At 75.0% G+C, this 26,344-nt stretch carries 27 protein-coding genes; 20 read left to right on the top strand and 7 right to left on the bottom strand.

Features of this window, described 5'->3' with window-relative positions:
• Window positions 1–38: 38 nt before the first annotated feature.
• Together FXF68_RS19475 and FXF68_RS19470 are read right to left on the bottom strand one after the other, a co-directional pair.
• A complete protein-coding gene (locus FXF68_RS19475) occupies window positions 39–761 on the bottom strand; it encodes a helix-turn-helix domain-containing protein (RefSeq protein ID WP_148761255.1) in 723 nt (240 codons plus the stop codon).
• Window positions 762–819: 58 nt separating this feature from the next.
• A complete protein-coding gene (locus tag FXF68_RS19470) occupies window positions 820–1,503 on the bottom strand; it encodes a uridine kinase family protein (RefSeq protein WP_246178809.1) in 684 nt (227 codons plus the stop codon).
• A 44-nt stretch (window positions 1,504–1,547) separates the two neighbouring features.
• Here FXF68_RS19470 and FXF68_RS19465 point away from each other — a divergent pair, with 44 nt between their 5' ends.
• Window positions 1,548–2,720: a CaiB/BaiF CoA transferase family protein gene (locus tag FXF68_RS19465; protein ID WP_148761241.1), complete on the top strand. Its 1,173-nt coding sequence runs from the start codon at window positions 1,548–1,550 to the stop codon at window positions 2,718–2,720.
• Window positions 2,717–4,135 (top strand): acyl-CoA synthetase, encoded by a 1,419-nt coding sequence (locus tag FXF68_RS19460; protein ID WP_148761239.1) that lies wholly within the window; start codon window positions 2,717–2,719, stop codon window positions 4,133–4,135. Before FXF68_RS19465 ends, FXF68_RS19460 begins: the two co-directional genes overlap by 4 nt.
• On the opposite strand, the gene FXF68_RS19455 is transcribed toward FXF68_RS19460, so the two are convergent.
• Window positions 4,132–4,707, bottom strand: coding sequence for a TetR/AcrR family transcriptional regulator (locus FXF68_RS19455; RefSeq protein WP_148761237.1), 576 nt, complete (start codon window positions 4,705–4,707; stop codon window positions 4,132–4,134). The two genes, FXF68_RS19460 and FXF68_RS19455, sit on opposite strands and share 4 nt — an antisense overlap.
• 90 nt (window positions 4,708–4,797) lie before the next feature.
• Between FXF68_RS19455 and FXF68_RS19450 the strand changes: the two genes are divergently transcribed.
• From FXF68_RS19450 to FXF68_RS19425, 6 genes are all read left to right on the top strand, one after another.
• Entirely contained in the window at window positions 4,798–5,451 is a 654-nt protein-coding gene (locus tag FXF68_RS19450; RefSeq protein WP_148761235.1) for an NAD(P)-dependent oxidoreductase, read from the top strand.
• Between the two features lie 106 nt (window positions 5,452–5,557).
• A complete protein-coding gene (locus FXF68_RS19445) occupies window positions 5,558–6,826 on the top strand; it encodes a sensor histidine kinase (RefSeq protein ID WP_148761233.1) in 1,269 nt (422 codons plus the stop codon).
• Entirely contained in the window at window positions 6,823–7,428 is a 606-nt protein-coding gene (locus FXF68_RS19440; protein ID WP_148761232.1) for a response regulator transcription factor, read from the top strand. The genes FXF68_RS19445 and FXF68_RS19440 overlap by 4 nt, the downstream gene beginning before the upstream one ends.
• 22 nt (window positions 7,429–7,450) lie before the next feature.
• On the top strand, window positions 7,451–8,614 hold the full coding sequence (locus FXF68_RS19435; protein WP_148761230.1) for a pyridoxal phosphate-dependent aminotransferase: 1,164 nt from the start codon (window positions 7,451–7,453) through the stop codon (window positions 8,612–8,614).
• Window positions 8,615–8,661: 47 nt separating this feature from the next.
• Window positions 8,662–9,768, top strand: a complete 1,107-nt coding sequence (gene bar, locus FXF68_RS19430; RefSeq protein WP_148761228.1) for a barbiturase — start codon at window positions 8,662–8,664, stop codon at window positions 9,766–9,768.
• A 67-nt stretch (window positions 9,769–9,835) separates the two neighbouring features.
• Window positions 9,836–10,531 carry an SseB family protein gene (locus FXF68_RS19425; RefSeq protein WP_148761226.1) on the top strand — a complete coding sequence of 232 codons (696 nt, stop codon included), beginning with the start codon at window positions 9,836–9,838 and terminating at the stop codon, window positions 10,529–10,531.
• A gap of 75 nt (window positions 10,532–10,606) precedes the next feature.
• On the opposite strand, the gene FXF68_RS19420 is transcribed toward FXF68_RS19425, so the two are convergent.
• Window positions 10,607–11,698 carry a DUF2332 domain-containing protein gene (locus FXF68_RS19420; RefSeq protein WP_148761224.1) on the bottom strand — a complete coding sequence of 364 codons (1,092 nt, stop codon included), beginning with the start codon at window positions 11,696–11,698 and terminating at the stop codon, window positions 10,607–10,609.
• A gap of 121 nt (window positions 11,699–11,819) precedes the next feature.
• Between FXF68_RS19420 and aroC the strand changes: the two genes are divergently transcribed.
• Genes aroC through aroQ form a run of 4 tightly spaced genes read left to right on the top strand, consistent with a single transcriptional unit; the run spans window position 11,820 to window position 15,054 of the window.
• Window positions 11,820–12,998 (top strand): chorismate synthase, encoded by a 1,179-nt coding sequence (gene aroC, locus FXF68_RS19415; RefSeq protein ID WP_148761222.1) that lies wholly within the window; start codon window positions 11,820–11,822, stop codon window positions 12,996–12,998.
• A gap of 33 nt (window positions 12,999–13,031) precedes the next feature.
• Entirely contained in the window at window positions 13,032–13,541 is a 510-nt protein-coding gene (locus FXF68_RS19410; RefSeq protein ID WP_148761220.1) for a shikimate kinase, read from the top strand.
• Window positions 13,538–14,611 (top strand): 3-dehydroquinate synthase, encoded by a 1,074-nt coding sequence (gene aroB / locus FXF68_RS19405; protein WP_148761218.1) that lies wholly within the window; start codon window positions 13,538–13,540, stop codon window positions 14,609–14,611. Before FXF68_RS19410 ends, aroB begins: the two co-directional genes overlap by 4 nt.
• Entirely contained in the window at window positions 14,608–15,054 is a 447-nt protein-coding gene (gene aroQ / locus FXF68_RS19400; RefSeq protein ID WP_148761216.1) for a type II 3-dehydroquinate dehydratase, read from the top strand. The genes aroB and aroQ overlap by 4 nt, the downstream gene beginning before the upstream one ends.
• Here the strand turns inward: aroQ and FXF68_RS19395 are convergent.
• Window positions 15,051–15,626: a TetR/AcrR family transcriptional regulator gene (locus tag FXF68_RS19395; protein ID WP_148761214.1), complete on the bottom strand. Its 576-nt coding sequence runs from the start codon at window positions 15,624–15,626 to the stop codon at window positions 15,051–15,053. The genes aroQ and FXF68_RS19395 overlap by 4 nt on opposite strands.
• A gap of 156 nt (window positions 15,627–15,782) precedes the next feature.
• Between FXF68_RS19395 and FXF68_RS19390 the strand changes: the two genes are divergently transcribed.
• The 8 genes from FXF68_RS19390 (at window position 15,783) to FXF68_RS19355 (ending at window position 22,457) form a co-directional block, all read left to right on the top strand.
• A complete protein-coding gene (locus FXF68_RS19390; protein WP_148762333.1) occupies window positions 15,783–16,448 on the top strand; it encodes an enoyl-CoA hydratase-related protein in 666 nt (221 codons plus the stop codon).
• Between the two features lie 99 nt (window positions 16,449–16,547).
• Window positions 16,548–17,594: an LLM class F420-dependent oxidoreductase gene (locus FXF68_RS19385; RefSeq protein ID WP_148761212.1), complete on the top strand. Its 1,047-nt coding sequence runs from the start codon at window positions 16,548–16,550 to the stop codon at window positions 17,592–17,594.
• A gap of 61 nt (window positions 17,595–17,655) precedes the next feature.
• Window positions 17,656–18,732 (top strand): M24 family metallopeptidase, encoded by a 1,077-nt coding sequence (locus tag FXF68_RS19380; RefSeq protein ID WP_148761210.1) that lies wholly within the window; start codon window positions 17,656–17,658, stop codon window positions 18,730–18,732.
• Between the two features lie 32 nt (window positions 18,733–18,764).
• Window positions 18,765–19,322: an elongation factor P gene (gene efp / locus FXF68_RS19375; RefSeq protein ID WP_067885176.1), complete on the top strand. Its 558-nt coding sequence runs from the start codon at window positions 18,765–18,767 to the stop codon at window positions 19,320–19,322.
• Window positions 19,322–19,738: a transcription antitermination factor NusB gene (gene nusB, locus FXF68_RS19370; protein WP_148761208.1), complete on the top strand. Its 417-nt coding sequence runs from the start codon at window positions 19,322–19,324 to the stop codon at window positions 19,736–19,738. Before efp ends, nusB begins: the two co-directional genes overlap by 1 nt.
• Window positions 19,739–19,843: 105 nt before the next feature.
• Window positions 19,844–20,629 carry a methyltransferase domain-containing protein gene (locus FXF68_RS19365; RefSeq protein WP_148761206.1) on the top strand — a complete coding sequence of 262 codons (786 nt, stop codon included), beginning with the start codon at window positions 19,844–19,846 and terminating at the stop codon, window positions 20,627–20,629.
• A 4-nt stretch (window positions 20,630–20,633) separates the two neighbouring features.
• Window positions 20,634–21,899, top strand: coding sequence for a DNA polymerase IV (locus FXF68_RS19360; RefSeq protein WP_148761204.1), 1,266 nt, complete (start codon window positions 20,634–20,636; stop codon window positions 21,897–21,899).
• Between the two features lie 147 nt (window positions 21,900–22,046).
• Window positions 22,047–22,457, top strand: coding sequence for a DUF3040 domain-containing protein (locus FXF68_RS19355; RefSeq protein ID WP_148761202.1), 411 nt, complete (start codon window positions 22,047–22,049; stop codon window positions 22,455–22,457).
• Between the two features lie 142 nt (window positions 22,458–22,599).
• Here the strand turns inward: FXF68_RS19355 and FXF68_RS19350 are convergent, their stop codons facing one another.
• Together FXF68_RS19350 and FXF68_RS19345 are read right to left on the bottom strand one after the other, a co-directional pair.
• Window positions 22,600–25,056: a transglutaminase TgpA family protein gene (locus FXF68_RS19350; protein WP_246178808.1), complete on the bottom strand. Its 2,457-nt coding sequence runs from the start codon at window positions 25,054–25,056 to the stop codon at window positions 22,600–22,602.
• Entirely contained in the window at window positions 25,053–26,342 is a 1,290-nt protein-coding gene (locus FXF68_RS19345) for a DUF58 domain-containing protein (protein WP_148761200.1), read from the bottom strand. Before FXF68_RS19345 ends, FXF68_RS19350 begins: the two co-directional genes overlap by 4 nt.
• Window positions 26,343–26,344 lie beyond the last annotated feature (2 nt).

Genomic DNA, 26,344 nt, shown 5'->3' with positions numbered 1-26,344 from the left:
TGGGATTTCGCCGCGTGTTCTGCGCGGCGGGCCCCACCCTAGAAACGCTCCTCGTCCTGGAGCTTGTACAGAAGCGACATCGGCGCTTCGGCGTCCGCGCCGCGCTGGAGGCAGGTCGCCGTCCGTCCGATGAAGCGCTTCAACGACCTCGCCATGTGCGGCTGGTCGTAGTAGCCGAGCCGGTGCACGACGTCCAGGGACGGGACGCCCTCCTCCAGCAGCACGGCGGCGTGCCGCGCGCGGTCGATCTGCCGGATCGCGCCCTGGGTCAGGCCCGTCGCGGTGACGACGCGCCGCTGCACCGACCGCGACCCGACCCTGGCGATGCCTCCCCACACGACCTCGTCCACGAGCGGGTCGCGGGTCAGCGCGCCCGCGCGCACGAGGCGTCCGACGAAGTCCTCCGCCGTGTCGAAGCCCGGGACCTCCCACTCCTCGCCGAGCAGGACGAAGCGGCGCGCGTCGGCGTGCGGGCTCTCCACCATGCCGTCGACCAGCCGCGCGAGGGGCAGGTGCGGCATCGACGCGCCGTGCGCGAACGTGATCCCGAACGACTCGGACTCGCCGCCCAGCGCGGCGGTCGACGCGGTCGTCTCCGGCCCCCGGACGGCGGCGTGCACGGCGCCGTCGACGGTCCAGAAGACGAGCTCCCAGTTCGACGTCGCGACCGAGGTCAGGCTGCCCGTCCCGGAGGCGCGGCCGCGCCAGACCCGCGCGACGTACGGCGAGTCGGACGCGCGGTGCTCGCTCTCGATCGGCATGCGGCGCCTCCCCTCCGGTGCCCGGACTCCCGATGCTATCCAGCAGGTCGGACGCTTCTCAGGGACGCGAGCCGGGGCCGTCCTCGCGGGGCGCCGTCCGGAAGCGGTCCTGGCCGAGGTGCGCGCCGTCCACGTGGAGGTCGGCGCGGGCGCGGGTGCCGTCCGCGGCGAAGAACGCGGTCTCGCGGGCGGACCAGCGGTCCCAGGCGTCCGCGTACTCCGGGCCGTCGCGGTCGGCGGCGCGGGCCCGGCGCAGGTCGAGCGGCGCGTCGATCCAGATCCGGAACGCGGCGGGCGACCCCGCCCACGCCGCTCCGACGCCCTCCACGAGCAGGACGGGCGCGGCCGGGACCTCCTCCGCCGGGCCGTAGGCGTCGCGCCGCCAGTCGTAGCGGCGCAGCGTGCCGGGCCGTCCCGCGCCCACCGGGTCCAGGACGGCGCGCCGCAGCGGCTCCCACCAGGTCAGCGGGTCGGCGTCCCACGGGACGCGGAAGTCGTCCGAGCGCACCACCGGCGCGCCGACAGTGCCTTCTGAGGGGGGATGCCCCGCCACGCCCTCCGGAGCGCCTCCGGCGCCGACCAGGACCTCTGCCAGACGGTCGGTGAAGGTGGACTTGCCCGCGCCGCTCGGGCCGTCCACCGCGACCAGGCGCGACGGGCCGATGGACGGCGGCAGCGCGAGCAGCCGCGCGGCGAGCGCGGCGTAGCTCGTCGCGGGGCGGTTCGGCGCGTCGTCCGGCACGGACGGCATACTTCCAGGTGCCGGACCCCCGAAGGAGGACGCCCTTGCCCGGACCGCTCGACGGCGTCGTGGTCGTCGACCTCAGCCGCGTCGTCGCCGGACCGCAGGCCACCATGGCGCTCGCCGACCTCGGCGCCCGGGTGATCAAGGTCGAGCAGCCGGACGGCGGCGACGAGACGCGCGGCTGGGGCCCGCCGTTCGCGGGCGACGCGCGGGTCAGCACGTACTACCTGTCGATCAACCGGAACAAGGAGTCGATCGTCCTCGACCTGAAGTCGGACGGCGGGCGCGACGTGCTCGCGCGGCTCGTCCGGCACGCGGACGTGCTGGTGGAGAACTTCCGGCCGGGCGTGCTCGACCGGCTCGGCTTCCCGATGGAGCGGCTGCACGGGCTGAACCCGCGGCTCGTCGTGCTGTCCATCACCGGGTTCGGGCACGACGGGCCGGACGGCGGACGCCCCGGCTACGACGCGATCATGCAGGGCGAGGCGGGCGTCATGAGCGTGACCGGGCCGCCCGGCACGCCGAGCAAGGTCGGGCTGTCGGTCGCCGACGTGCTCGCGGCGGGCAACGGCGTCGCCGGGGTGCTCGCCGCGCTCTACGAGCGGACCCGGACCGGGCGCGGCGCGGTCGTCCGCACGTCGCTGCTGGCGTCGGTCGTCGGCGCCCACATGTTCCAGGGGACGCGCTGGACGGTCGCGGGCGAGGTCCCCGAGTCGGTGGGCAACGACCATCCGTCCCTCGCCCCGTACGGGACGTTCCGCTGCGCCGACGGCCAGATCCAGATCGGCGTCGCCAACCAGGGGCTCTGGCGCAGGTTCGCGCCGCTCGTCGGGCTCGACCCCGGCGACCCGCGCTACGCGACCGTCCCCGACCGGACGGCCGGGCGCGCCGAGCTGACCGCCGACATCGAGCGCGCCCTGGCGGGCGGCACCCGCGACGCCTGGCTCGAACGGTTCGCCGAGGCGGGCGTCCCGGCCGGGGCGATCCGGACGATCGACGAGGTGTACGAGTCGCCGCAGACGCGCTCGCAGGGCCTCGTCGTCGAGGTCGACCATCCGCAGCTCGGCCGGATCGAGCTGCCCGGCCCGCCGCTGCGGTTCGACGGCGCGCCGCCGCGCGGGCACACCGCGCCGCCGCTGCTCGGCGAGCACACCGACGCCGTCCTGGCCTGGCTGGACGAACAGGACACGAACGAACGGGAGAGGGGCGAATGATGGACCTGCTCGGCACCCCGGGGGACGCGGGCGGCGGGCCGGTGCGCGTCGCCGGACGCGAGCTGCCGCGCGACGAGCTGTTCGACCGGGCGTCGGCCGTCGCCGCCGAGATCCGCGGCGCGGACGCCGTCGCCGTGCACGCCACGGCGTCGCCGGAGACGGTCGTCGCGGTCGTCGGCGGGGTGCTCGCGGGCGTCCCCGTCGTCCCGGTCCCGCCGGACTCCGGGCCCGCCGAGCGCGCGCACATCCTCGGCGACTCCGCCGCGAGCCTGCTCCTCGCCGCCTCCGGCGCCGAGCGGGCCGAGGGCGAACCGCCGCTGGTCCCGGTCGACGCCCTGCCGCGCGGCGGCGGCGGGACGGCGGCCGACGTCCCCGCCGACGCGACCGCGCTGATCCTCTACACCAGCGGGACGACCGGCGCCCCGAAGGGCGTGCTGATCTCGCGGAGCGCGATCGCCGCCGGGCTGGACGGGCTCGCGGGCGCCTGGGCCTGGACGCCGGACGACGTGCTCGTCCACGGGCTGCCGCTGTTCCACGTGCACGGGCTCGTCCTCGGCGTGCTCGGGGCGCTGCGCGTCGGGTCGCGGCTCGTCCACACGGGGCGGCCGAGGCCGGAGCTGTACGCGGCGGCGGCCGGGGACGACGGCGGCAGCCTGTTCTTCGGCGTCCCCACGGTCTGGTCGCGGACGGCGGCCGACCCGTCCGCCGCGCGGGCCCTGCGCGCCGCCCGGCTGCTCGTCTCGGGCAGCGCGCCGCTCCCCGTCCCGGTCTTCGAGCGGCTCGCGGAGCTGACCGGGCACCGCCCGGTCGAGCGCTACGGGATGACGGAGACCCTCATCACGGTCAGCGCGCGCGCCGACGGCGACCGGCGTCCCGGCCACGTCGGCACGCCCCTGCCCGGCGTCGAGACGCGGCTCGCCGCCGAGGACGGCTCCCCGGTCCCGCTCGACGGCGAGACGCCGGGGGAACTGCACGTCCGCGCGCCGCTGCTGTTCAAGGGGTACCTGAACCGCCCCGACGCGACCGCGAAGTCGTTCACCGAGGACGGCTGGTTCCGCACCGGCGACATCGCCGCCGTGGGCCCGGACGGCTGGCACCGCATCGTCGGCCGCGCGTCCACCGACCTGATCAAGAGCGGCGGCTACCGCATCGGCGCGGGCGAGATCGAGAACGCGCTGCTCGCGCATCCCGGCGTGCGGGAGGCGGCCGTCGTCGGCACCCCGCACGACGACCTCGGCGAGCAGGTCACCGCGTACGTGGTGGCGGACGGCGTCGCGGCGCGCGAGCTGACCGACTTCGTCGCCGGACGGCTGTCGGTCCACAAGCGCCCGCGCGTGGTGCACCTGGTCGAGGCGCTGCCGCGCAACGCGATGGGCAAGGTCGTGAAGACCCGCCTCACCGAGATCACGCCCTAGGGGAGCAGCTCCGCCAGCACCGGGCGGACCAGGTCGCGGGCGTCCGGCTCCGGCGGGGGCGGGCCGTCCGCGCCCACCGAGTAGTAGCGCAGGAACCCCTGCTGGAAGCACGCGCCCATGAGCAGGGCCGCCACCGCCCGCGTGTCCGCGGCGGCGGCGATCCGCCCGAGGTCGCGCTCGGCGTCCAGGTAGCGGGTCAGCGCGGCGACCGGCTCGTGCGGGCCCGCGTCGTACTTGCGCAGCGCCTCCCGGGACGCCGCCATCAGCCGCGGCTGCGCCGCCATCGACGCCATCATCGGGAAGCTCTGCTGGTAGAAGTACACGCCGCCCAGCACCACCGCCACGAGGTTCTCCTCAACGGTGCCCTCGCCCGGGACGCCCTTGGACACGAAGGCGGGCATCCGCTCACGCAGGACGCGCAGCATCAGCTCCTCCTTGTCGCGGAAGTGCTTGTAGAGCAGCGCCTCCGAGTAGCCCGCGGCCTTCGCGATCTCCTTCGTGGTGGCGCGGGCGACGCCGTGCCGCCGCATGATGTCGGCCGCCGCGTCCAGGATCCGCTCCCGCGCGCTCAATGGACCGCCCCCTTGACAGGTGAGTGAACGCTTACCACTCTAGAGGTTAGTAAGTATTCACTCACCCGCTTCGGGAAGGGAAGACCTCCGATGAAGCTCACGATCTTCGGCGCCAGCGGGCGGACCGGCGTGCACGCCGTCCGGCGCGCGCTGGCGGCCGGGCACGAGGTGACCGCCGTCGTCCGCGACCCGGCCGCGCTGCCCGCCGACCTGGGGGACGGCGCGAACCGGGGCCTCGCCGTCGTCCAGGCCGACGTCATGGACCCGGCCGCGATCGAGGGGACGGTCAAGGGCCGCGACGCCGTCATCACCGCGATCGGCTCCCGCGAGGGACGCCGCCCGACCACCGTCTGCGCGGACAGCACCCGCGCCGTCCTCGCCGCCATGCGCGCGACGGGCACCGAGCGGTTCCTGCTGACCAGCGCCGCCGGGCTGCACGCCGGGCCGGGCGACGACCCGCTGACCCGGTTCGTCGCGAAGCCGCTCGTCCTGCAGCGGATCCTGCGGCACGCGTTCGACGACATGCGCGCCGCCGAGGAGGCCGTCCGCGCCTCCGGGCTCGCCTGGACGATCGTCCGCCCGCCGAGGCTCACCGACGGGGCCGGGAAGGGCCGTTACCGCAGCGCCGTCGACCGCAACGTCCTCGGCGGCCTGTCGATCGCGCGCGCCGACCTCGCCGCCGCGCTGATCGACCTCGCCGCCGACCCGGACGCCGCCGGGCACGTCGTCAGCGTCGCGGGCTGAGCCGGGTGGCCGGGCGTATGACAGCTGTCACGCCGATCCGCTGACACCCGCCCCTACCGGACGCCCGCGCGGCTCGCGAGGATGGGGGCATGAGAGGTGCCAGGACATGACGGTCGCGACCACGGCCGACCTCGAAGAGCGCGCCACCCGGCGGCTGGAGCGCTACCGGCGGGTGACGTACCGGTCGTTCCTGCTCGCCGCGCTCGGGTTCGTCGCGCCGAGCCTGGCCGGACTGGAGATCGCCTACAGGGACGGGAACCTCGCCGCGCCCCTCGTCCCGGTCGGGGCCGCGGGCCTCGGGCTGCTCTGCTGGTGCTACGCGCGGCTCGTCCGGGCGGGCCTCGGCGACGGCGCGTCCCGGCGCGACCTCGTCCTCAGCGGCGCCGTCGCGGCAGCGATGAGCCTGCTGCTCCTCGCCCACCCGCTGTTCAGCGTGGGCCCGGTGTTCTGGCTGTCGGCGGTGGTGCTGTCCCCGATGAGCCGGCGGCGGATCGCCGTCCTGTGCGTCGCCACCGGGGCGGTCTGCGGCGCGGTCGCCGCCGTCGCCTCCGGCCGCCTCTACCCGGACGGCGACGCCCCCTGGTACGCGATCCTGCCGCTCACGACCGTGATCTACAGCGGGGTCTGCGGGATCGTCGCGTTCGTCAACCGGTACCAGCGCCGCATGTGGGACCTGCACCAGGAGACCCACGACGCCCGCGACGCGCTCGCCCGCCTCGCCGTCACCGAGGAGCGGCTCCGGTTCTCCCGCGACCTGCACGACCTCCTCGGCCACAGCCTGTCGCTGATCGCGGTGAAGAGCGAGCTCGCGATGCGGCTCGCGGCCGCCGACCCGGAGCGGGCGGGCGCGGAGATGGCCGACGTGCGGCGCGCCGCCCGGGAGGCGCTCCGCGAGGTGCGGGCCGCCGTCCACGGGTACCGCGCCGTCGAGCTGGACGCCGAGCTGGCGGGCGTCCGGGCCGTGCTGGACGCCGCCGGGATCCGCTGCACGGTCGAGGGCCTCGCGGGGCGCGCCGCGTCCGAGGACGCCGCCGGGCTGCCGCCGGAGGTCCGGACGGTGCTGGCCTGGGTGGTCCGGGAGGGCGCCACCAACGTGATCAAGCACAGCGAGGCGCGGCGGTGCGTCCTCACGCTCAGCTCCTGCGGCGGGTCCGTCGCGCTGGAGATGCGCAACGACGGCGTCCGCGCCGCGGACGGGACGCCCGGCTCGGGCCTCACCGGGCTGGCGGAGCGGCTCGCCGTGCTCGGCGGCGAGGTCGCCGCGGGCCCGGACGGCCGCGACGGGTTCCTGCTGCGCGCCGTCGTCCCGCTTCCCGTCCCCGACGACGGCGCCGCCGGACGCGTGCCCGAGCCCGCCGCCGGGAGGACCGCGTGATCCGCGTCCTGCTGGCCGACGACGAGCACCTCATCCGGGGCGCCGTCGCCGCGCTGCTCGGCCTCGAACCCGACCTGGAGGTCGTCGCCGAGGTCGGACGCGGGGACGAGGTCGCCGCCGCCGTCGCCGCGCACGACCCGGACGTCGCCGTCCTCGACATCGAGATGCCCGGCGCGGACGGGCTCGCCGTCGCCGAGGACCTCGCCGCGTCCGGGGCGCGCTGCGCGGTCTGCATCCTGACCAGCTTCGGCCGTCCCGGCTACCTGCGCCGCGCGATGGCCGCCGGGGTCCGCGGCTTCGTCGCGAAGGACGCCCCGACGCAGGAGCTGGCCGCCGCGATCCGCAGGGTCCACGGCGGCGGCCGCTACCTGGACGCCGACCTCGCCGCGGGCGCGATGGCCGCGGGCGACAACCCGCTCTCCGAGCGCGAGCGCGAGGTCCTGCGGCTCACCGGCACGGGCGCCGGGACGGCCCGCATCGCCGCGCTGCTGCACCTGTCGGAGGGGACCGTCCGCAACTACCTGTCCACCGCCATGGCCAAGCTCGGCGCCCCGACCCGCGTCGCCGCCGCCCGCGCCGCCCACGACATGGGCTGGATCTGACCCCGCCGCTACTCTGGTCGGCGTGGGTGAGCCTCTCGTAGCGCGCATGCAGGGATTCGGCGAGACGATCTTCGCGGAGATGTCCGCGCTGGCGGTCTCGACGGAATCGATCAACTTGGGCCAGGGCTTCCCGGACACGGACGGCCCGCAGGCCATGCTGGACGTCGCGGTCGACGCGATCCGGTCCGGCCTGAACCAGTACCCGCCCGGCCCCGGACTGCCGGAACTTCGGGAGGCGGTCGCCGCGCAGCGGCTCGACCGGTACGGGCTGTCCTACGACCCCGCCGCCGAGGTGTTCGTGACCGTCGGCGCGACCGAGGGGATCGCCTCGGCGGTGCTGGCGCTCGCCGGGCCCGGCGACGAGGTCGTCGTGTTCGAGCCCTACTACGACTCCTACGCCGCCGTGATCGCGCTCGCCGGGGCGCGGCGCAGGGCCGTCACGCTCCGCCCGGTGGACGGGCGCTTCACCTTCGACCCCGACGAGCTGCGCGCCGCCGTCGGACCGGCCACCAGGGCGATCCTGGTGAACTCGCCGCACAACCCGTCCGGCACCGTGTTCACCCGCGCGGAGCTCGAGGTCATCGCGGACGTCTGCCGCGAGCACGACCTCGTCGCGGTCACCGACGAGGTGTACGAGTACCTGACGTTCGACGACGCCGAGCACGTCCCGCTCGCGACGCTCGACGGGATGCGCGAGCGGACGGTGTCCGTGTCGTCCGCGGGCAAGACGTTCTCCGCCACCGGCTGGAAGACGGGATGGGTGACCGCGCCCGCGCCGTACGTGCGGGCCGTCCAGACGGTGAAGCAGTTCCTCACCTTCACGGCCAGCGCCCCCTACCAGCGGGCCGCCGCGTACGCGCTCGGCGGCGAGACCCAGTGGGTCGAGGAGCTGCGCAAGGGGCTGCAGGGCAAGCGCGACCGGCTGATCGCCGGGCTGGAGGCGGCCGGGTTCGTCACCTACCGGCCGCAGGGGACGTACTTCGTCCAGGCCGACATCCGGCCGCTGGGCTTCACCGACGGCATGGAGCTGGCCCGCGCGCTCCCCGCGAAGGCGGGCGTCGTCGCCGTCCCCACCCAGGTGTTCTACGACGACGCGGAGGCGGGGGCGCACTTCGTCCGCTTCGCGTTCTGCAAGCGGGACGAGGTGATCGACGAGGCCGTCGAGCGCCTCGCCCGGCTGCGCTGACCCGCGAGCCGGGATAGGGATGACGAACAGCGGTTGAGGAGCGTGCCGTGCCGGATCCGATCGAAGTCCGCAAGGTCCCCATCGAGAGCGTGACCGACGCGTCCGGGCTGGCCCGGCTGATAGACGACGGCGTCCTGGACGCCGACCGGGTCCTCGCCGTGGTCGGCAAGACCGAGGGCAACGGCGGCGTGAACGACTACACGCGGCTGCTGGCCGACCGCGCGTTCCGCGAGGTGCTGGTCGCCAAGGGGACGCGGACGCCCGACGAGGTCGCGCGCGTCCCGCTGGTGTGGTCGGGCGGCACGGACGGCGTCCTCAGCCCGCACGCCACCGTGTTCGCCACCGTCGACCCGGCGTCCGCGCCGCGCTCGGACGAGCCGCGCCTGTCGGTCGGAGTCGCGATGAGCGACGTCATCCGCCCCGAGGACATCGGACGCCCCGCGATGGTGGAGACGGTCGCGGCCGGGGTCCGGGACGCGATGAAGGCCGCGGGCATCGACGACCCGGCGGACGTCCACTACGTGCAGACCAAGACGCCGCTGCTCACCCTCGACACCATCAACGACGCCAAGTCGCGCGGGCACGGCGTCGTCACCGAGGACACCCTCAAGTCCATGGACATCTCCAACTCCACCACCGCGCTCGGCATCGCCGTCGCGCTCGGGGAGATCGAGCCGCCGTCCGCGGAGCAGATCCACAAGGATCTGTCGCTGTTCTCGTCGGTGGCGTCGTGCTCGTCCGGCGTGGAGCTGGACCGGGCGCAGATCGTCGTCGTCGGGAACGTGCGCGGCATCGGCGGCCGGTACCGCGCCGGGCACGGTGTGATGAAGGACGCGCTCGACGCCGACGGCATCTGGGACGCGGTCAGGTCGGCGGGCGTCGACCTGCCGGAGCGTCCGCACCCGTCCGACCTCGGCGACCGGCTCGTCAACGTGTTCATCAAGTGCGAGGCCGACCCGAGCGGCTCGGTCCGGGGCCGCCGCAACATCATGCTGGACGACTCCGACGTGCACTGGCACCGGCAGATCAAGGCGTGCGTCGGCGGCGTCGCGGCGTCCGTGACCGGCGACCCGGCCGTGTTCGTGTCGGTCGCGGCCGTGCACCAGGGGCCGTCCGGCGGCGGCACCGTCGCGGCGATCGCGGACCTCGGCTGACCCGTGGGCACGGATAGTATCCGAATAGTCGCCCACCGTGCTCGCCCGAGGATATAGCCTTCCTGGCGTGTCCGGACTGACGATTCCCGAACCGCAGTTCCCCGGCGACGACGGAAGCGCCGACCCCCGGCTGTGCGAGGCGCTCGCCGGGTACGCCGCCGGGCGCGTCGGCGCGCACACGGTGCTGCGGCGGCTGCGGAACGCGCGGCTGCTCGTGCCCGTCGTCGCCGTCCTCACCGAGTCCGAGGAGGCGCCGGGCGGGCTGCGGCGCGAGAAGTCGAGCGACATGGCGGTGCCCACCCTGACGGGCGACGACGGGCGGCGCGGCGTCCTCGGGTTCACCTGCACGGAGACGATGCGGGCGTGGCGGGCGGACGCCAGGCCGGTCGCGGTGCGCGCCGGGGACGCCTGCCGCGCCGCCCTGGACGAGGGCGCCGACGCCCTGGTCGTGGACGTCGCCGGGCCCGTCCCGTTCGCCGTGGACGGGCTGCGGCTGCACCTGCTCGCCGAGGGGCGTCCCGTCCCGCCCCCGCACGAGGACCCGGACGTCCTCGCCGCCGTCGACGCCGCGTTCGGCTCCGACCAGGCGGTCAGCGGGGTCCGCGTCACCGAGGGCACCTCGACCGAGCTGGCCGTCCGGTTCGCGGTGGTCGAGGGGCACGACGAGCGCCGCACCGTGCAGCGGGTGTCCGACCGGCTGGCCGAGCTGCTGCGCGGCCACATCGTCGGCGGCGTCGAGCTGAGCGTCGTCCGCCGCGGTTGAGACCCGCTCGCCCCTCGGGTTCCTCGCCGCCGTCCGCGCCATGGCCGCGCCGGTCCGCGACCGGCGGGAGGCCGGCTAGCGCCAGGTCGTCGGGAGGCCGTGCGAGGGCCCCTCGGCGAGGATCACCGGTCCGCCGTCCGGCCACAGCCGCAGGGTCAGGACGTGCGCCGCGTCGAGCCGGGACGCGTCCGGCCCCTCGAACGACAGGTGCGCGAACGGCGCGTCGGCGGTGGCCGCCGCCCCGGCCTGCTCCAGCCGGGCGTGCACGCGGGCGGACTCGTCCGGCGACAGGTACGCCTGCATCGTCGAGTGCCAGACGACCGTCGCCACGCCCTCGCGGGGCGCGACGCCGTCCAGGAACTCGGCGGCGCCCGCCCGCACGACCGTCGCCGGGACCCGCTCCGCCACCGCGAACGCCGCGCGCAGCCGCGCGACCCGTGCCGCCTGGTCGGGCCAGACGTACGACAGGAGCCGCCGCCGCGCCTCCGGCGACGCCGGGTCCAGCGGGTTGAGGTCGCAGCCGCGCCGCTCCACGATCACGAGCCGCGCGTCCACCCGAGGAAGCCCCCGCCAAGCATCCGCCAGAACGACCCCCGTTTCCGGCGCGGCGTCTTCTGGAGGGACGACCGGAGGGCGGTTGCCTCCACTGCGCCGGCGCTCCGCTCCGGAAACCGGGCCGTACGCGCCGCCCTCGTACGTGATCCGGAAGTGGTCGGCGCGGAGGTTGAGGCCTGCGCTCGCGCCGAGTTCGAGGAGCCTGACCGGGAGGCCGGTGGCGGCGGCGACCGTGAGGAGGCCGCCGACCAGCGGGGCGGCCCGGCCGACCTCGTTGGTCTGCGGCGGGTCGGCGAGCCCGGCGCGGACCTCCGGGGCGTGCTCGGCCAGCGCGTCGCGGAAGGCGGGCCAGGCGGCGAGCGGGTCCTTCGTCCCGCCCGCCGTCGGGTAGTGCGCGGCCAGGTCGGGCGCACGCCCCTCCAGGACGAGGCGGTGCACCGTCCCGAGCATCCCGAGGACGAACCCGGGGCCCGTCCGGTCGCCGAGCACGTCCGCGACCGCCGTGCCCGGATCGTCCGCCGCCCGCGTGAGCAGCTCCGCGTACATCGGCGAACCCAGCTCGGCGCACGCCTCCGCCTGCGCGAGCAGTGTCCTTCGCAGCGCCCCCGTCATCGCGACCCACCTTTCCGAGGACGACCCCCAGACCCCGGCAGTCGTGGCGCGTCCCCCGGCGAGCCTCTCAGATGGTGGACGCCGTCACGGGCGCCCGGTGGGACTCAATAGGATCGGGGGCATGCTGCGCTGGTTGACCGCTGGAGAGTCCCACGGCCCGGCCCTCACCGCGATCGTGGAGGGGGTTCCGGCCGGCGTGCGCGTGACCTCGGCGGACATCGCCGAGGAGCTGCGCCGCCGGCGGCTCGGGCACGGGCGGGGCGCCCGGATGAAGTTCGAGCGGGACGAGGTCACGATCGTCGGCGGCGTCCGGCACGGGAGGACGCTCGGCGGTCCCGTCGCGATCGAGGTCGGCAACACCGAGTGGCCGAAGTGGGAGACGGTCATGGCCGCCGACCCCGTCGACGCCGCGGTCCTGGAGGCGCAGGCGCGCAACGCGCCGCTGTCCCAGCCGCGCCCCGGCCACGCCGACCTCGTCGGCATGCAGAAGTACGGGTTCGACGACGCGCGTCCGGTGCTGGAGCGGGCGAGCGCGCGGGAGACCGCCGCGCGGGTCGCGCTCGGGACGGTCGCCAAGGCGTTCCTCAAGCAGGCGCTCGGCGTGGACGTCCTCAGCCACGTGATCGCGCTCGGCGAGGTCGAGGCGCCCGCGGACGCCCTGCCCGAGCCCGGCGACCTCGCGCTGGTCGACGAGAGCCCGGTGCGCTGCTTCGACGCGGAGGCGTCCGCGCGGATGGTCGCGCACGTCGACGAGATGAAGCGGGCGGGCGACACGCTCGGCGGCGTCGTGGAGGTGCTCGCCTACGGGCTGCCGCCCGGCCTCGGCAGCCACGTCCACTGGGACCGGCGGCTCGACGCCCGGCTCGCCGGGGCGCTGATGGGCGTCCAGGCGATCAAGGGCGTGGAGCTCGGCGACGGGTTCACCACCGCGCGGCGCCCCGGGTCCCGCGCGCACGACGAGATCGACGCCACCCCGGACGGCATCCGCCGCCGCACGAACCGCGCGGGCGGCGTCGAGGGCGGCATGACGACCGGCGAGCCGCTGCGCGTCCGCGCCGCGATGAAGCCGATCTCGACGGTGCCGCGGCGCCTCGACACCGTCGACGTGAAGACCGGCGAGCCCGCAAAGGCGATCAACCAGCGCAGCGACGTCACCGCCGTGCCCGCGGCCGGGGTGGTCGCCGAGGCGATGGTCGCGCTCGTCCTCGCCGACGCGGCGCTGGAGAAGTTCGGCGGCGACTCCGCCGAGGAGACCGCCCGCAACCTGCGGGGATACCTGTCCTCGCTGACCATCAAGTGAGCTGACGACCAACTGGACGGGACGCGCTGACCCATGCGACCGAAGGCAGTGATCATCGGGCCGCCCGGCTCGGGCAAGACCACGATCGGCGGCGCGCTCGCGGACCGGCTCGGCGTCCCGCTGCGCGACACCGACGCCGACGTCGAGCGGACCGCGGGCAAGCCGATCGGCGAGATCTTCATCGACGACGGCGAGGAGCGGTTCCGCGAGCTTGAGGCCGCGGCCGTCGCGGCGGCGCTCGCCGAGCACGCGGGCGTCGTCGCGCTCGGCGGCGGCGCGGTGCTGGCGGCGGAGACGCAGGAGCTGCTCGCCGGGCAGACCGTCGTGTACCTGCGGGTCGGGCTGGCCGAGGCGATCAAGCGGGTGGGGCTCGCGTCGGCGCGGCCGCTGCTCGTGCTGAACCCGCGCAGCCAGATGCGCAAGCTGCTGGAGGAGCGCCTCCCGATCTACGAGCGGCTCGGCACGATCGAGGTCGACACCGACGGGCGCGAGCCCGCCGAGATCGTCGAGGAGATCGCGAAGGCCCTGGAGGGCACGGCGTGACACGGTCGCGGGTCCACGTGGGCGGCCCCGAGCCGTACGACGTCGTGATCGGGACGGGCGTCCTCGGCGAGCTGCCCGGCCTGGTCGGCGACCGGGCGCGGGCCGTGGCGGTCGTCCACGCCGAGGGGCTGCCGCAGATCGCGCGTCCCGTCTGCCGGGTGCTCGAACAGGCCGGGTACGCGGTGCACGCGCTGCCTGTCCCGGACGGCGAGGCCGCGAAGGAGGTCGGCGTCCTCGCCGGGCTGTGGTCGTCGTTCGCCCGGCTCGGCATGACCAGGACGGACGTCGTCGTCGGCGTCGGCGGCGGCGCCACCACCGACCTCGCCGGGTTCGCGGCGGCGTCGTGGCTGCGCGGGGTGCGGGCGGTGCTCGTCCCGACGACGCTGCTCGGCATGGTCGACGCGGCGGTCGGCGGCAAGACCGGGATCAACGTGCCGGAGGGCAAGAACCTCGTGGGCGCGTTCCACCCGCCCGCGGGCGTCCTGTGCGACCTGACGACGCTGATGACGATGCCGCGCGAGGACTACGTCAGCGGCCTCGCGGAGATCATCAAGGCCGGGTTCATCGCGGACCCGGCCATCCTCGACCTCGTCGAGGACGACCCGAAGGGCGCCGCCTCCCCGGACGGCCCGCACACCCGCGAGCTGGTCGAACGCGCCGTCAAGGTCAAGGCCGACGTGGTGTCGGCGGATCTGAAGGAGAGCGGGCTCCGGGAGATCCTGAACTACGGGCACACGCTCGCGCACGCGATCGAGAAGGCCGAGGAGTACCGGTTCCGGCACGGCCACGCCGTCGCCATCGGCATGGTGTACGCCGCCGAGCTGGCCCGGCTCGCCGGACGGCTGCCCGAGGACGTGGTCCGGCGGCACCGCGACGTCCTCGCCTCCGTCGGGCTGCCCGTCTCCTACGCCGCCGACTGGGCGGGCCTGCGCGCCACGATGACCGTCGACAAGAAGGCCCGCGGCACGACCCTGCGGTTCGTGGTGCTGGACGGCGTCGCCGAGCCCGGCCGCCTGGAAGGCCCTGACGAGGAACTCCTCGCTGCGGCCTATAGGGAGGTCTCCCGATGACGCGGGTCTTCGTGTTGAACGGGCCCAACCTGCGGCGCCTCGGGATCCGCGAGCCGGACAAGTACGGGACGACGACCTTCGACGAGCTGGCCGCGCTGTGCCGGGACGCGGGCCGCCGCCTCGACCTGAACGTCGAGGTCAGGCAGACCGACGACGAGGCCGAGATGCTGCGCTGGGTGCACGAGGCCGCGGACGGGCGCATCCCGGTCGTGCTGAACCCGGCCGCGTTCACCCACTACTCCTACGCGCTGCGGGACGCCCTCGCCCAGCTCACGGCCCCGCTGGTGGAGGTGCACATCACCAACCCGGCGACGCGCGAGGAGTTCCGGCACACGTCCGTCGTCGCGGGCGTCGCGACCGGGACGATCGCCGGGTTCGGGACGATGTCCTACGTCCTCGCCCTGCAGGCCGTCGCGGAGCTGGTCGCCGAGAACGCCGCCTAGGTCTCCTCGGCGGCGCGGCGCGCCATGTCCTTGAGCTCGGCGACGACGTCGTCCAGCGGGGCGACGTCGCGGTGGGCGCGGCACAGGATCGTCGCGCCCTCGACGGCGGCGACGATCAGCCGGGCCAGGCGGGCGGCGCGGTCGTCCGGGACGCCCGCGTTGCCGAGCCCGGTGGCGAGGGTGTCCTCCCAGCGTCCGAACGCGGCCGCCGCCGCGGCGGCGAGCTGCGGCGCGTCGTCGTGGCACTCGACGGTCACGGCGACGACGGGGCAGCCCGCGCGGAACCCGCTCTTGATCAGCACCTGCCGCCACCAGCCGACGAACGCGTCCACGGCGGACGCGGCGTCGCCGCCCTCGGTGGCCGCGAGGATGCCCGCGTTGAGGAAGTCGCCCGCGTACCGGACGGCCTCCTCCGCGAGCTGCGCCTTGCCGTCCGGGAAGTGGTGGTAGATCGACCCGCGCGGTGCGCCGCTGTGCGCGATGACGTCGCGGAACCCGGTGCCGCTGTAGCCGCGCTCGCGGAACAGGTAGGCGGCGCTGCGGACCATGCGTTCCCGGCTGTCCCTGCCCATGGCCCCGATTATGACATTCATCATATGGTCTGCGCGTTGCCCATGACGGACGTCATAGCGATCGCCGGATATGACGGACGTCATGCCGAGGCCCTGCTGGGCACCGTCCGCTACCCGCGAGTAGGGTCGGGGCGGGCACGGACGAAGGAGAGCCTCGTGATCGACCTCCAGCGCGACGGAGACGTGTACGTCCTGCGGTTCGACGCGGGCGAGAACCGCTTCGGGCCGGACTTCCTCGGCGCCGTCGAGGACGCGCTCGACACCGTCGCGAAGAACGACGGCCCCGGCGCGCTCGTCACCGCCGGGACCGGCAAGTTCTACTCCAACGGCCTCGACCTGGACTGGCTCGGCGCCCACCGGGACGAGTTCGAGCCCTACCTCAGCCGCGTCCACGCCCTGTACGCGCGGCTCCTGACGCTGCCGATGCCCACGGTCGCGGCGGTCAACGGGCACGCGTTCGCGGGCGGCGCGATGCTCGCCCTCGCCCACGACTTCGCCGTCATGCGGACCGACCGCGGCTACTTCTGCCTCCCCGAGGTCGACCTCGGGATGAGCTTCACGCCGGGGATGAGCGCGCTGATCAGGGCCCGGCTGTCCGCCGCGACGGCGCACGAGGCGATGATCACCGGACGCCGGTACACGGCGGACGAGGCGCGGGCGGCGGGGATCGTCCAGCGGACCGCCGCCGAGGCCGACGTGCTCCCGGCCGCCGTGGAGCTGGCCGCGTCCCTCGCCGCCAAGAACGGCGCGGTCGTCGGCGAGATCCGCACCGGCATGTACGGCCCGGCCCTCGCCGCGCTGAACGGCCCCCCGCTCGGCTGACCCGCTCGGCTGACCCGCTCGGCTGACCCTGCCGCCGGGCGGCGCGGCCCGCGTAGGTTACCGTCGCCTGGAATCGGATTCGGTTAGGGAGGGACGCCGATGCGCATCGGGATGGCGCTCAGCTACTCCGGCGGTTTCAAGGAGACCGTCGAGGAGCTGGCCGACTACGAGAAGGCCGGGCTCGACATCGTCTACGTCGCGGAGGCGTACAGCTTCGACGCGGTGAGCCAGCTCGGCTACATCGCCGCCAAGACCGAGCGTGTGGAGATCGCGTCCGGGATCCTGAACATCTACTCGCGGACGCCGACCGCGATGGCGCAGACCGCCGCCGGGCTCGACTACGTCTCGGACGGGCGGTTCACGCTCGGCATCGGCGCGTCCGGCCCGCAGGTCATCGAGGGCTTCCACGGCGTCCCGTACACCGCGCCGCTCGGCCGCACCCGCGAGATCATCGAGATCTGCCGCAAGGTGTGGCGGCGGGAGCGGCTCGAACACGACGGGAAGCACTACAAGCTGCCGCTGCCCGCCGGGGAGGGCACCGGCCTCGGCAAGGCCCTGAAGATCATCAACCATCCGGTCCGCCCGGACATCCCGATCATGGTCGCCGCGATCGGCCCGAAGAACGTCGAGCTGACCGCCGAGATCGCCGACGCCTGGGAGCCGATCTTCTACCTGCCGGAGAAGGCCGCCGACGTGTGGGGCGCGTCCCTCGCCGCGGGCCGCGCGAAGCGCGACCCGGCGCTCGGCGAGCTGGACGTCGTCGGCCAGGCCGCGCTCGCGATCGGCGACGACGTGCAGGGCTTCCTGGAGTTCGGACGCCCCATGGCCGCGCTCTACATCGGCGGCATGGGCGCCAAGGGCAAGAACTTCTACAACGACCTCGCCCGCCGGTACGGCTTCGAGAAGGAGGCCGAGGAGATCCAGGACCTCTACCTCGACGGCAAGAAGGACGAGGCCGCCGCCAAGGTGCCGTACGAGCTGCTGGAGAAGATGTCGCTGATCGGCCCGGAGGGGCACGTCCGGGAACGGCTCGCAGCGATGCGCGAGTCCGGCGTGACGACGCTCAACGTGACCCCGGTCGCGGGCGACCACAAGAGCCGCCTCGCCCTGATCGAGAAGGTCAAGGAGATGGCCGCCGAAGCCTGACCGGTGGACGGCGCCGCGCCCGCCCTCCCCGCCGCCCGGACGATGATCTAAAGTCCTGGGCATGGGGGAGACGCACCTCGCGCGGCGCCGCCGGCTCGCCGCGCTCGCCGCCGAGCAGGGCGCCGGCGCCCTGCTCGTGACCAGGCTCGTCAACGTCCGCTACCTGACCGGGCTCGCCAGCTCCCGGGCGGCGCTGCTCGTCCCGGCCGACGGCGAGGCCGTCCTCGCCACCGACGCGCGCTACGCCGGGACGGCCGAGCGGGTCTGCCCCGACGTGCCGCTCGTCGTCGACCGGCACGTCGCGGAGGTGCTGACCGCGCGGGCCGCCGAGCGGGGCCTCGGCCCGCTCGGCTTCGAGGCCCACGACCTCACCGTCGAGCGGCACACCGCGCTGACCGGGCACGCCGACGTCCCGCTCGTCCCGCTCGGGCACCTCGTCGAGGAGCTCCGCCGCGTCAAGGACGAGGAGGAGATCGGGCTGCTGCGGGAGGCGTGCGCCGTCACCGATCGCGCGTTCGAGGCCGTCCTGCCGGAGATCCGCGCCGGGGTCACCGAGCGGGCCGTCGCGATCGCGCTGGAGCGCGCGATGGTGGACTTCGGCGCCGAGGGGCCCGCGTTCGAATCGATCGTCGCGTCCGGGCCGAACGGCGCTGTCCCGCACCACCGCCCCGGCGGGCGCGAGCTGGAGACCGGCGACCTCGTCACCATGGACTTCGGCGCCCGGTACGGCGGCTACCACGCCGACATGACCCGCACCGTCGCCATCGGCGAGCCCGCCGGATGGCAGCGCGACGTGTACGACCTCGTCCTGCGGGCGCAGCTCGCCGGGATCGCCGCGGCCGTCCCCGGCGCGGAGACGAAGGCCGTCGACGCCGCCGCCCGCGACGTCGTCAAGGACGCCGGGCACGGCGACGAGTTCACCCACGGGCTCGGGCACGGCGTCGGCCTGGAGATCCACGAGGCTCCGCTCCTCGGGTACGACGGGACCGGTAAGCTGATGGACCGGGTTCCGATCACCGCGGAGCCGGGGGTCTACCTCCCGGGCCGGGGCGGGGTCCGCATCGAGGACACGATCGTTGTCCGCGCGGACGGCCCGGAGCTCCTCACCACGACCACCAAGGATCTGCTCGTCCTCTAGGCGCGCGGATCCGCGACCGGGAGAACAGCGCAGTGGCGACGACGAACGACCTGAAGAACGGCATGACGCTGAACCTGGACGGCCAGCTGTGGACCGTCCTGGAGTTCCAGCACGTCAAGCCAGGCAAGGGCGGCGCGTTCGTCCGCACCAAGCTCAAGAACGTCCTGTCCGGCAAGGTCGTCGACAAGACCTTCAACGCCGGCACCAAGGTCGACGTGGCCAGCGTGGACAAGCGGGAGATGCAGTACCTCTACCGCGAGGGCGAGGACTTCGTCTTCATGGACACCGAGACCTACGACCAGCCGCACATCCCCGCGACCGTCGTCGGCGACGCGGCGAACTACCTGCTCCCCGAGCAGAACGCCACGATCGCCTTCAACAACGAGAACCCGCTCTACATCGAGCTGCCCGCGGCCGTCGTCCTGGAGATCACGCAGACCGAGCCGGGGCTGCAGGGCGACCGCTCCACCGGCGGCAGCAAGCCCGCGACGCTGGAGACCGGCGCGCAGATCCAGGTGCCGCTGTTCATCACCACCGGCGAGAAGGTCAAGGTCGACACTCGCTCCGGTGAGTACCTCGGCCGCGGCTGATGGCCGCGCGGACCAAGGCACGGAAACTCGCGCTCGACATCCTGTTCGCGGCCGAGCTGCGGGAGGAGGAGCCGACCGCGGTGCTCGCCGCGCGGGGCCGTCCGAACCAGGACGAGCTCGCCGAGTACCCGCACGCGGTCCGGCTGATCGAGGGCGTCCAGGAGAACCGCGACCGCATCGACGGGCTGATTGCCGAGTACGCGACCGGCTGGACGCTGGAGCGGATGCCCGCCGTCGACCGCAACGTCCTGCGGATGGGCGCCTACGAGCTGCTCTGGGTGGACGACGTCCCGGACGCCGTCGCGATCAGCGAGGCGGTCGGCCTCGCGACCGAGCTGTCCACCGACGAGTCCCCGCGGTTCGTCAACGGCCTGCTGTCGCGCCTCCAGCGGCTCAAGCCGTCCCTCACGCTGTGACCGCCGTGGTCTGGTGACGGCGGCGGTCCGGTAACGGCGCGGTCGGATAACGGCGCGGTCGCCCGCGACCCGGCCGGGCGGCGCGGGCGGCTAGGCTGGGCCGGGATGAGCGACGTCAGGGGAGTGGCCGTGAGCGGCCGGCAGCAGAAACGTGCGCGCGGCGGCAGCCGGGTGCGGAGCGCCGTGCTGTGGGACGCCCTGCGCACCGTCCTCGACCGGATCGCCCCCGAGGACGGTCCCGGCGAGGTCGTCGACGTCGGCGGCGGCACCGGCGGGTTCGCCGTCCCGCTCGCCGAGCTCGGGCACCGGGTCACCGTCGTCGACGCCAACCCCGACGCGCTCGCCGCGCTGGAGCGCCGCGCCGCCGAGTCGGGGGTGCGGGTCCGCGCGGTGCAGGGCGACGCCGTCGACCTGCCCGACCTCCTCGGCCCGGACGCCGCCGACCTCGTGCTGTGCCACAGCGTCCTCGAGTACGTCGACGATCCGAGCGCCGCGATGGCCGCGCTGACCTCGACCGTCCGTCCGGGCGGGTCGGTCAGCGTGCTGGTCGCCGGGCAGGTCGCCGCCGTGCTGCACCGCGCCCTCGCCGGGCACTTCGACGACGCCCGCCGGGTCCTGGCCGACCCGGCCGGGCGCTGGGGCGACGGCGACCGAATGCCCCGCCGCTTCACCAGGGAGACGCTGTCGGAGCTGGTGCGCGGCGCGGGCCTGCGGGTCGCCGAGCTGCACGGCGTGCGGATCTTCGCCGACCTGGTGCCGAGCGGCATGCTGGACGGCGACGCCGGCTCGGCCGAGGCGCTGATCGCGCTGGAGTCGGCCGCGGCCGTCCACCCCGTCTTGCGCGACCTCGCCACCCAGCTCCATCTTGTGGCCGACAAGCCAGCAGAATGACGCCGTGAGCCGCAAGCAGCAGCTTCACCGGCCGGGGCCGCAGCCCGGCCCGCCCGCCGACGACACCGGCTGCCACATCCTGCACGTCGACATGGACGCCTTCTTCGTCAGCGTCGAGCTGCTGGAGCGTCCCGAGCTGCGCGGGCGTCCCGTCATCGTCGGCGGGGCCGGGCCGCGCGGTGTGGTGTCGGCGGCGTCCTACGAGGCGCGGACGTTCGGCGTGCACTCGGCGATGCCGATGACGCGGGCGCGGCGGCTCTGCCCGCAAGCGGTGGTCCTGCCGGTGAGCCACGGCAAGTACTCGCGGGTCTCCGCGGCCGTGTTCGAGATCTTCCGGTCGGTCACGCCGCTGGTCGAGGGGCTTTCGCTGGACGAGGCGTTCCTCGACGTCGCGGGCGCCGGGCGGCGGCTCGGCCGGCCCGCCGAGATCGCCCGGCTGATCCGCGAGCAGGTCCGCGACCAGCAGGGCATCACCTGCTCGGTCGGCGTCGCGAGCACCAAGTTCGTCGCGAAGCTGGCGTCCACGCGGTGCAAGCCGGACGGGCTGCTCGTCGTCCCGGCGGACGGCGTCGTCGGGTTCCTGCACCCGCTGCCCGTCGCGGCGCTGTGGGGCGTGGGGGAGCGGACGGAGCAGACGCTCACCCGGCTCGGCCTGCGGACGGTCGGCCAGCTCGCCGAGGTCCCGCCCGCCACGTTGCAGCGGGAGCTGGGCAACGCGCTCGGCGCGCACCTGCACGAGCTGGCGTGGGGACGCGACCCGCGCGAGGTCGTCCCGCACACCCCCGACAAGAGCATCGGCGCCGAGGAGACGTTCGACACCGACGTCGACGACCCGGAGGTCATCCGCCGGGAGCTGCTGCGCCTCTCGGAGAAGGTCGGCGCGCGGCTCCGCGCCGGCGGGAACGCGGGCCGCACGGTCAGCGTCAAACTGCGGATGGCCAGCTTCAAGACGATCACCCGCGCGCGGACGCTCGCCGAGCCCACCGATCTCGCCCGTGTGATCTATGTCACAGCCCGCGAGCTCTATGAGGGGGCGGGCCTGGAACGGGTACGACTGAGGTTGGTCGGGGTGCGGGTCGAGAACCTCCGCCCCGCCGGCGAGGCCCCCCGTCAGCTCACCTTTGACGAGCCCGAACACGGCTGGCGTGAGGCCGAGCGAGCCATGGACCAGGTCGCGCACCGGTTCGGCAGCGGCGCGGTCCGCCCCGCCGCGCTGGTCCGGCGCGCGGAGCCCGGTGACGGACGTGACGGCAGGGACGGGACGCGATGAAAGATGGCTGTGGGGTGACCGGCGCGGGGCCCTCGACGGGCCGTTCGCTTTCGTACGCTCGACAGTGCTCGTATTCTGGGCATATCACCGTTGACGTTCGCGTCCTGCATCGGAGACCCCGTCGCGGGGCTGTCGTTGGGAGGTGCCGTGCCGCTCTCTGAGCACGAGCAGCGCATGCTCGAACAGATCGAATCGGCCTTGTACGCCGAGGATCCCAAGTTCGCTCACGCGGTCCGCTCGACGAACCCGCAGGTCCACTACAAGCGGCGGATCGTCAAGGCGGCCTTCGGCTTCGTCGTCGGCGTCGGCGCCCTGATGGCCGGCCTCGTGATCAACCAGGGGTCCGTCACCATCGCGGTCAGCGTGACCGGCTTCCTGCTCATGGTCGCCTGCTGCGTCTGGGCGCTGACGAGCTGGAAGCGGATGACCGGAATCGGCACCGAGCCCGCCGCCCGAGGCGGAGGGGGAGGCGGCGGCGGACGGTCGTCCAGGCCCGCCAAGGCCGGATTCATGGAGCGCATGGAAGAGCGCTGGCGGCGCCGCACCGAAGGCGACTGACCGAAGCCGGCAGACCACCGAGGCGACAGCCCGGAGCCGACGGGGCCACGGCATTCTCCCGTCCCGGCCGTACGCGGATCGCACCGCGCGGGCCGGGACGAACTCTTTCCCGCTCTTTCCCGCTTCTTTCCCGGGCCCCGCGCTACCGGCGGCGGAGGCGGGCGGGCAGGTCGTTGAGACGGGCGGTGACGTCCAGCACCCGGTTGCCCGCCGTCCGCAGCGCCGTCCCGGTCTGCGTCATCGTCGACGGCGGCAGCAGCCGGGCCCGCCAGCGGGCGCGGCGGCCGACCGACGCGGCGAACGCCTCGCGGACCGTGCGGACGTCCGCGCGCAGCCGCTCCGGCGGCTCGGCGGGACGCGACAGCGAGTACCGGGCCAGCTCCTCGGCGCGGGCGATGCGGGTGAGGGCCTGCGCGCCCGCCGCGTCCAGCTCCAGCAGCTCGCCGAGCCGCCGCGCGGTGGCGCGCGGCGAGTCGCTCGCCCGCCATTCGAGCCCGTGGTCGAGAGCGTCGGCGCGCATCTCCCGCCATGCCGCGTGCGCCGCCCCCGCCGCCGGGTCCGGCGCCGCCGCCCGGGCGGGCGCCCTGGGGCTCGGCTTCGGCGGCGACGTCAGCGCGGCCCAGCGGCGGCGGCGCGTGAACATCCGCAGCCCCATCGGGACGGCCAGCAGGAGCAGGACCAGCACCGTCCCCGCGACCCAGGGCGCGGCGGTGAACCCGCCCTTCTCGCCGTCCTGTCCGGCTGCGGCCTCCTCGCCGCCCTCGTCGTTGCGGTGCCGTGCGGACGGTGACGGTGACGGCGAGTCGGTGTCGGTCGGGGACGAGGTGTCCGGCGTCTCTGCGGTGCTGCTCTCCGACCCGCCGCCGGCGCTGACCGCCGGGAGGCTGTAGCCGGGCGCGACCGCGGTGCCCTGCCCCGCCGCGCCCGCCGGGGTCGGCTCGAACCGCACCCATCCGGAGCCCTCGAAGTACAGCTCGGGCCAGGCGTGCGCGTCCCGCGACCGGACGACCCACTCGCCCGGCCGGACCTCGCTGCCCGGCGTGTAGCCCATCGCGACCCGGGACGGGATGCCGAGGATCCGCGCCATCAGCGCCATCGACGCGGCGAACTGCTCGCAGTAGCCGCGCCTGCTGTGCAGCAGGAAGTCGGCGAGGTCGCCGCCGCGCTGCGGCGCGGGCGCCTTCAGGTCGTAGCTGAACCCGCCGGTCTGGGTGAACCAGCGCTGCAGCCGCACCGCCTGCGCCAGCGCCGACGACGACCCGGCGGTGATCTGCTGCGCGAGCTGCCTCACCTGCGGCGGGACGTTCCGCGGCACCGCGGTGTAGTGCGCGACGACCTCGGCCGGGTAGGTGCCCGCGGCGGCGAGCTGCGCGGACGTCGGCCGCGCCCGCAGGCTGCGCACGGTGTAGTCGCGGCCGCCCGCGGAGTCGCGCAGCGAGTACAGCATCAGCGACGGGCCGTGCACCCGCCAGTCTCCTTTGACCGACACGCGGGACGGCGCGTACGGCACCGGCAGGAACGTCATGTCCTTCACCGCGGACCGCACGTGCACCCTGGTCGTCACCTCGCGCACGGACGCGACCGACAGCCCGGGCGGGGCGGGGAGGTCCTTGCCGTCGAGCCGGTCCTTCGCGCTGCTCTGCAGGGGGCTGTAGGTCCACCGGTCGCCGTCGAACTTGTCGAGGGCGTAGAGGCGGAGATAGTCGGGGCCGTCCGGGTCGTCGGTCTTATAGGTGAGGACGATCGAGTCGTCCAGCCGGGTCAGCTCCCGTTTCAGGCTGACCAGCGGGTCGGGCGTGGTGACCGTCTGCGTGCCGCCGCCCGGGCCGCCGCCCATGCCGAGCATCCCGCGCGGCTGGAGCCCCGGCACGGCCGCGGGCACGAGCACCGCCACGGCGACCGCGCCGAGCGCGATCCGGCGGCCGGTCGCGGCGAGCGCCGCCGCGTCCGGCCGGACCGGCGGCTCCTCCGGCGGCGCCGCGCCCGCGAGCGGCACCTCGCGCTGGCGGTGGTAGGAGGTGACCATGCGCCCCCAGCCGCCGACCTGCTCGCGGGCGTCCGCCATCAGCAGGGCGAGGAAGCCGAACGCGCCCGCGCCGAACGCCAGCCAGTTCACGCCGTCCTCGCGGACCGCGGCGGGCACGCTGTACATCGCGAGCAGCGGCAGCCCGGCGGGCGCGGCGCGGCGCAGCCGCACCGCGAGCAGGTCGACCAGCACGGCGACCAGCCCGACCCCGGCCGCGACCAGCAGCTCGATGCCGGGCAGCAGCGGGACGGGCGCCGCGTACCGGTTCGCCGCGAGCCAGCCGTTCTCGCCGAGGTCGACGAGGTGCCGCACCGACGCGGGCGACGGCAGCACGAACCACGACTCGCCCGGCGCGTACGCGAGGTTCAGATAGAGCAGCAGCCCGACCAGCCCGAACAGCAGGTTGACCAGGGCGGGCAGGCGCAGCCGCCGGGCCAGCAGCCCGGCGCCGCCGACCGCGAGCACCGCGCCGAACCCGGCCCAGAACCAGCCGCTCCGCTCGAACAGCGGGTAGAGGCCGAGGGAGCCGGCGAGCGTCGCGACGCCCGCCATCACCGTGATCCGGAATCTCATGCGCCGCCCTTGACGAAGTCCTCGCCGGTCCGTCCGGCCCGTCCCCACGCCCCGGCCAGCTCCGCCGCCGTCCGGACCGTCACCACCCGCCAGCCGCCCGCGCGCAGCAGCCCCGCCGCCGACTCCGCGGACGGCTCGTCGCCGGTCCCGGTGCCGGGCGCGGCGCCCCGCGCCTGCCGGCCCTCGACGAGGACGGCGACGCACGTCCCGGCGCCGCGCCGCGTCGCCGCGACCGCCCGCGCCTCGTCCCGGGACAGGACGCCGAACACCGCGACGACCAGCCCGTCGCCCTCGCGCGCCCCGCCCGCCCCGGCGCGCAGCGCGGTGACGCCCGCCGACAGCGACCGCGACGACGACCGCCGGGCCACCGCGAGGGCGTCCAGCAGCAGGCCCTCGAACGCGCCCTCCGACGGCGTGGCCGGGAGCGCCTCGCCCATGTCGGTGACGTAGCGCAGGTTCATCCCCGTCCGGACGAGGTGCACCCCGACCGACGCGGTCGCCGACACCGCCTGCTCGAACGACCCGCCCTGCCCGTCGCCCCAGTGCGCGCTGCGGCGGGTGTCGAGGAACAGCGTCCCGCTGCTCTGGAAGTGCTGCTCCTCCCGCCGGACCATCAGCTCGCCGTGCCGCGCCGTCGACCGCCAGTGGACGCGGCGCAGGTCGTCGCCGTGCCGGTACTCGCGCGGGGTCACGTCGTCCTCGCCCGCGGCGGACACGGCGCGGGCGATGCTGTCGCCGCCGCCCGTCCACGCGCCGGACAGCCGCCCGGCGGGAAGCGCGACGATCGCCGGCGTCACCGTCAGCGTGTCGGACAGGCTGAACGACCGGACCAGCTCCACCATCCCGAACGGGTCGGCGAGCCGGACGGTCAGCGGCCCGACGCGGTAGCGCCCGCGCACGTCGGAGCGGATGCGGTAGCCGAGCTCACGCCGGCCGTGCGGCTCGATCCGGTCGAGGACGAACCGGGCCCGCCCGCCGAGCGCGTAGGGCACCCGGTCCTCCACCATGAGCAGCCCGCTCGGCAGCCGGGACACGTTCTCCAGCCGCAGGTCGACGCGGGACTCGCGGCCGACCGGCAGCCGCGGCGGGTCGAGCCGCCGCGCGCACGCCAGCCGGTACCGCGTCCGCGACACGGCGAGCGTGCACAGCAGCGGGAGCGCCAGCACCAGCACGCCCGCGCGCAGCAGGTCGCGCTCGCCGAGGACGAACGCGCACACGATGGCGGTCGCGCCCGCCGCGACGAAGGACCGGCCGCGGGTGGTGAGGCCGCCCAGCGCTCGTCTCAACG

It is taken from the genome of Actinomadura decatromicini (assembly GCF_008121305.1).
Classification (GTDB): domain Bacteria; phylum Actinomycetota; class Actinomycetes; order Streptosporangiales; family Streptosporangiaceae; genus Spirillospora; species Spirillospora syzygii.
The sequence above is the reverse complement of the archived record's forward strand: the minus strand, read 5'-3'. Positions and strand labels throughout refer to the sequence as shown.

Excerpts from the sequence above, each read along its gene's own strand:
- FXF68_RS19395 (WP_148761214.1), bottom strand. The coding sequence starts at position 15,626 with ATGGGCAGGGACAGCCGGGAACGCATGGTCCGCAGCGCCGCCTACCTG.
- FXF68_RS19420 (WP_148761224.1), bottom strand. The coding sequence starts at position 11,698 with ATGACGGGGGCGCTGCGAAGGACACTGCTCGCGCAGGCGGAGGCGTGC.
- nusB (WP_148761208.1), top strand. The coding sequence starts at position 19,322 with ATGGCCGCGCGGACCAAGGCACGGAAACTCGCGCTCGACATCCTGTTC.
- FXF68_RS19475 (WP_148761255.1), bottom strand. The coding sequence starts at position 761 with ATGCCGATCGAGAGCGAGCACCGCGCGTCCGACTCGCCGTACGTCGCG.
- FXF68_RS19460 (WP_148761239.1), top strand. The coding sequence starts at position 2,717 with ATGATGGACCTGCTCGGCACCCCGGGGGACGCGGGCGGCGGGCCGGTG.
- FXF68_RS19365 (WP_148761206.1), top strand. The coding sequence starts at position 19,844 with ATGAGCGACGTCAGGGGAGTGGCCGTGAGCGGCCGGCAGCAGAAACGT.
- aroC (WP_148761222.1), top strand. The coding sequence starts at position 11,820 with ATGCTGCGCTGGTTGACCGCTGGAGAGTCCCACGGCCCGGCCCTCACC.
- FXF68_RS19350 (WP_246178808.1), bottom strand. The coding sequence starts at position 25,056 with ATGAGATTCCGGATCACGGTGATGGCGGGCGTCGCGACGCTCGCCGGC.
- FXF68_RS19410 (WP_148761220.1), top strand. The coding sequence starts at position 13,032 with ATGCGACCGAAGGCAGTGATCATCGGGCCGCCCGGCTCGGGCAAGACC.
- FXF68_RS19380 (WP_148761210.1), top strand. The coding sequence starts at position 17,656 with ATGGGGGAGACGCACCTCGCGCGGCGCCGCCGGCTCGCCGCGCTCGCC.
- FXF68_RS19445 (WP_148761233.1), top strand. The coding sequence starts at position 5,558 with ATGACGGTCGCGACCACGGCCGACCTCGAAGAGCGCGCCACCCGGCGG.
- FXF68_RS19450 (WP_148761235.1), top strand. The coding sequence starts at position 4,798 with ATGAAGCTCACGATCTTCGGCGCCAGCGGGCGGACCGGCGTGCACGCC.
- aroQ (WP_148761216.1), top strand. The coding sequence starts at position 14,608 with ATGACGCGGGTCTTCGTGTTGAACGGGCCCAACCTGCGGCGCCTCGGG.
- FXF68_RS19385 (WP_148761212.1), top strand. The coding sequence starts at position 16,548 with ATGCGCATCGGGATGGCGCTCAGCTACTCCGGCGGTTTCAAGGAGACC.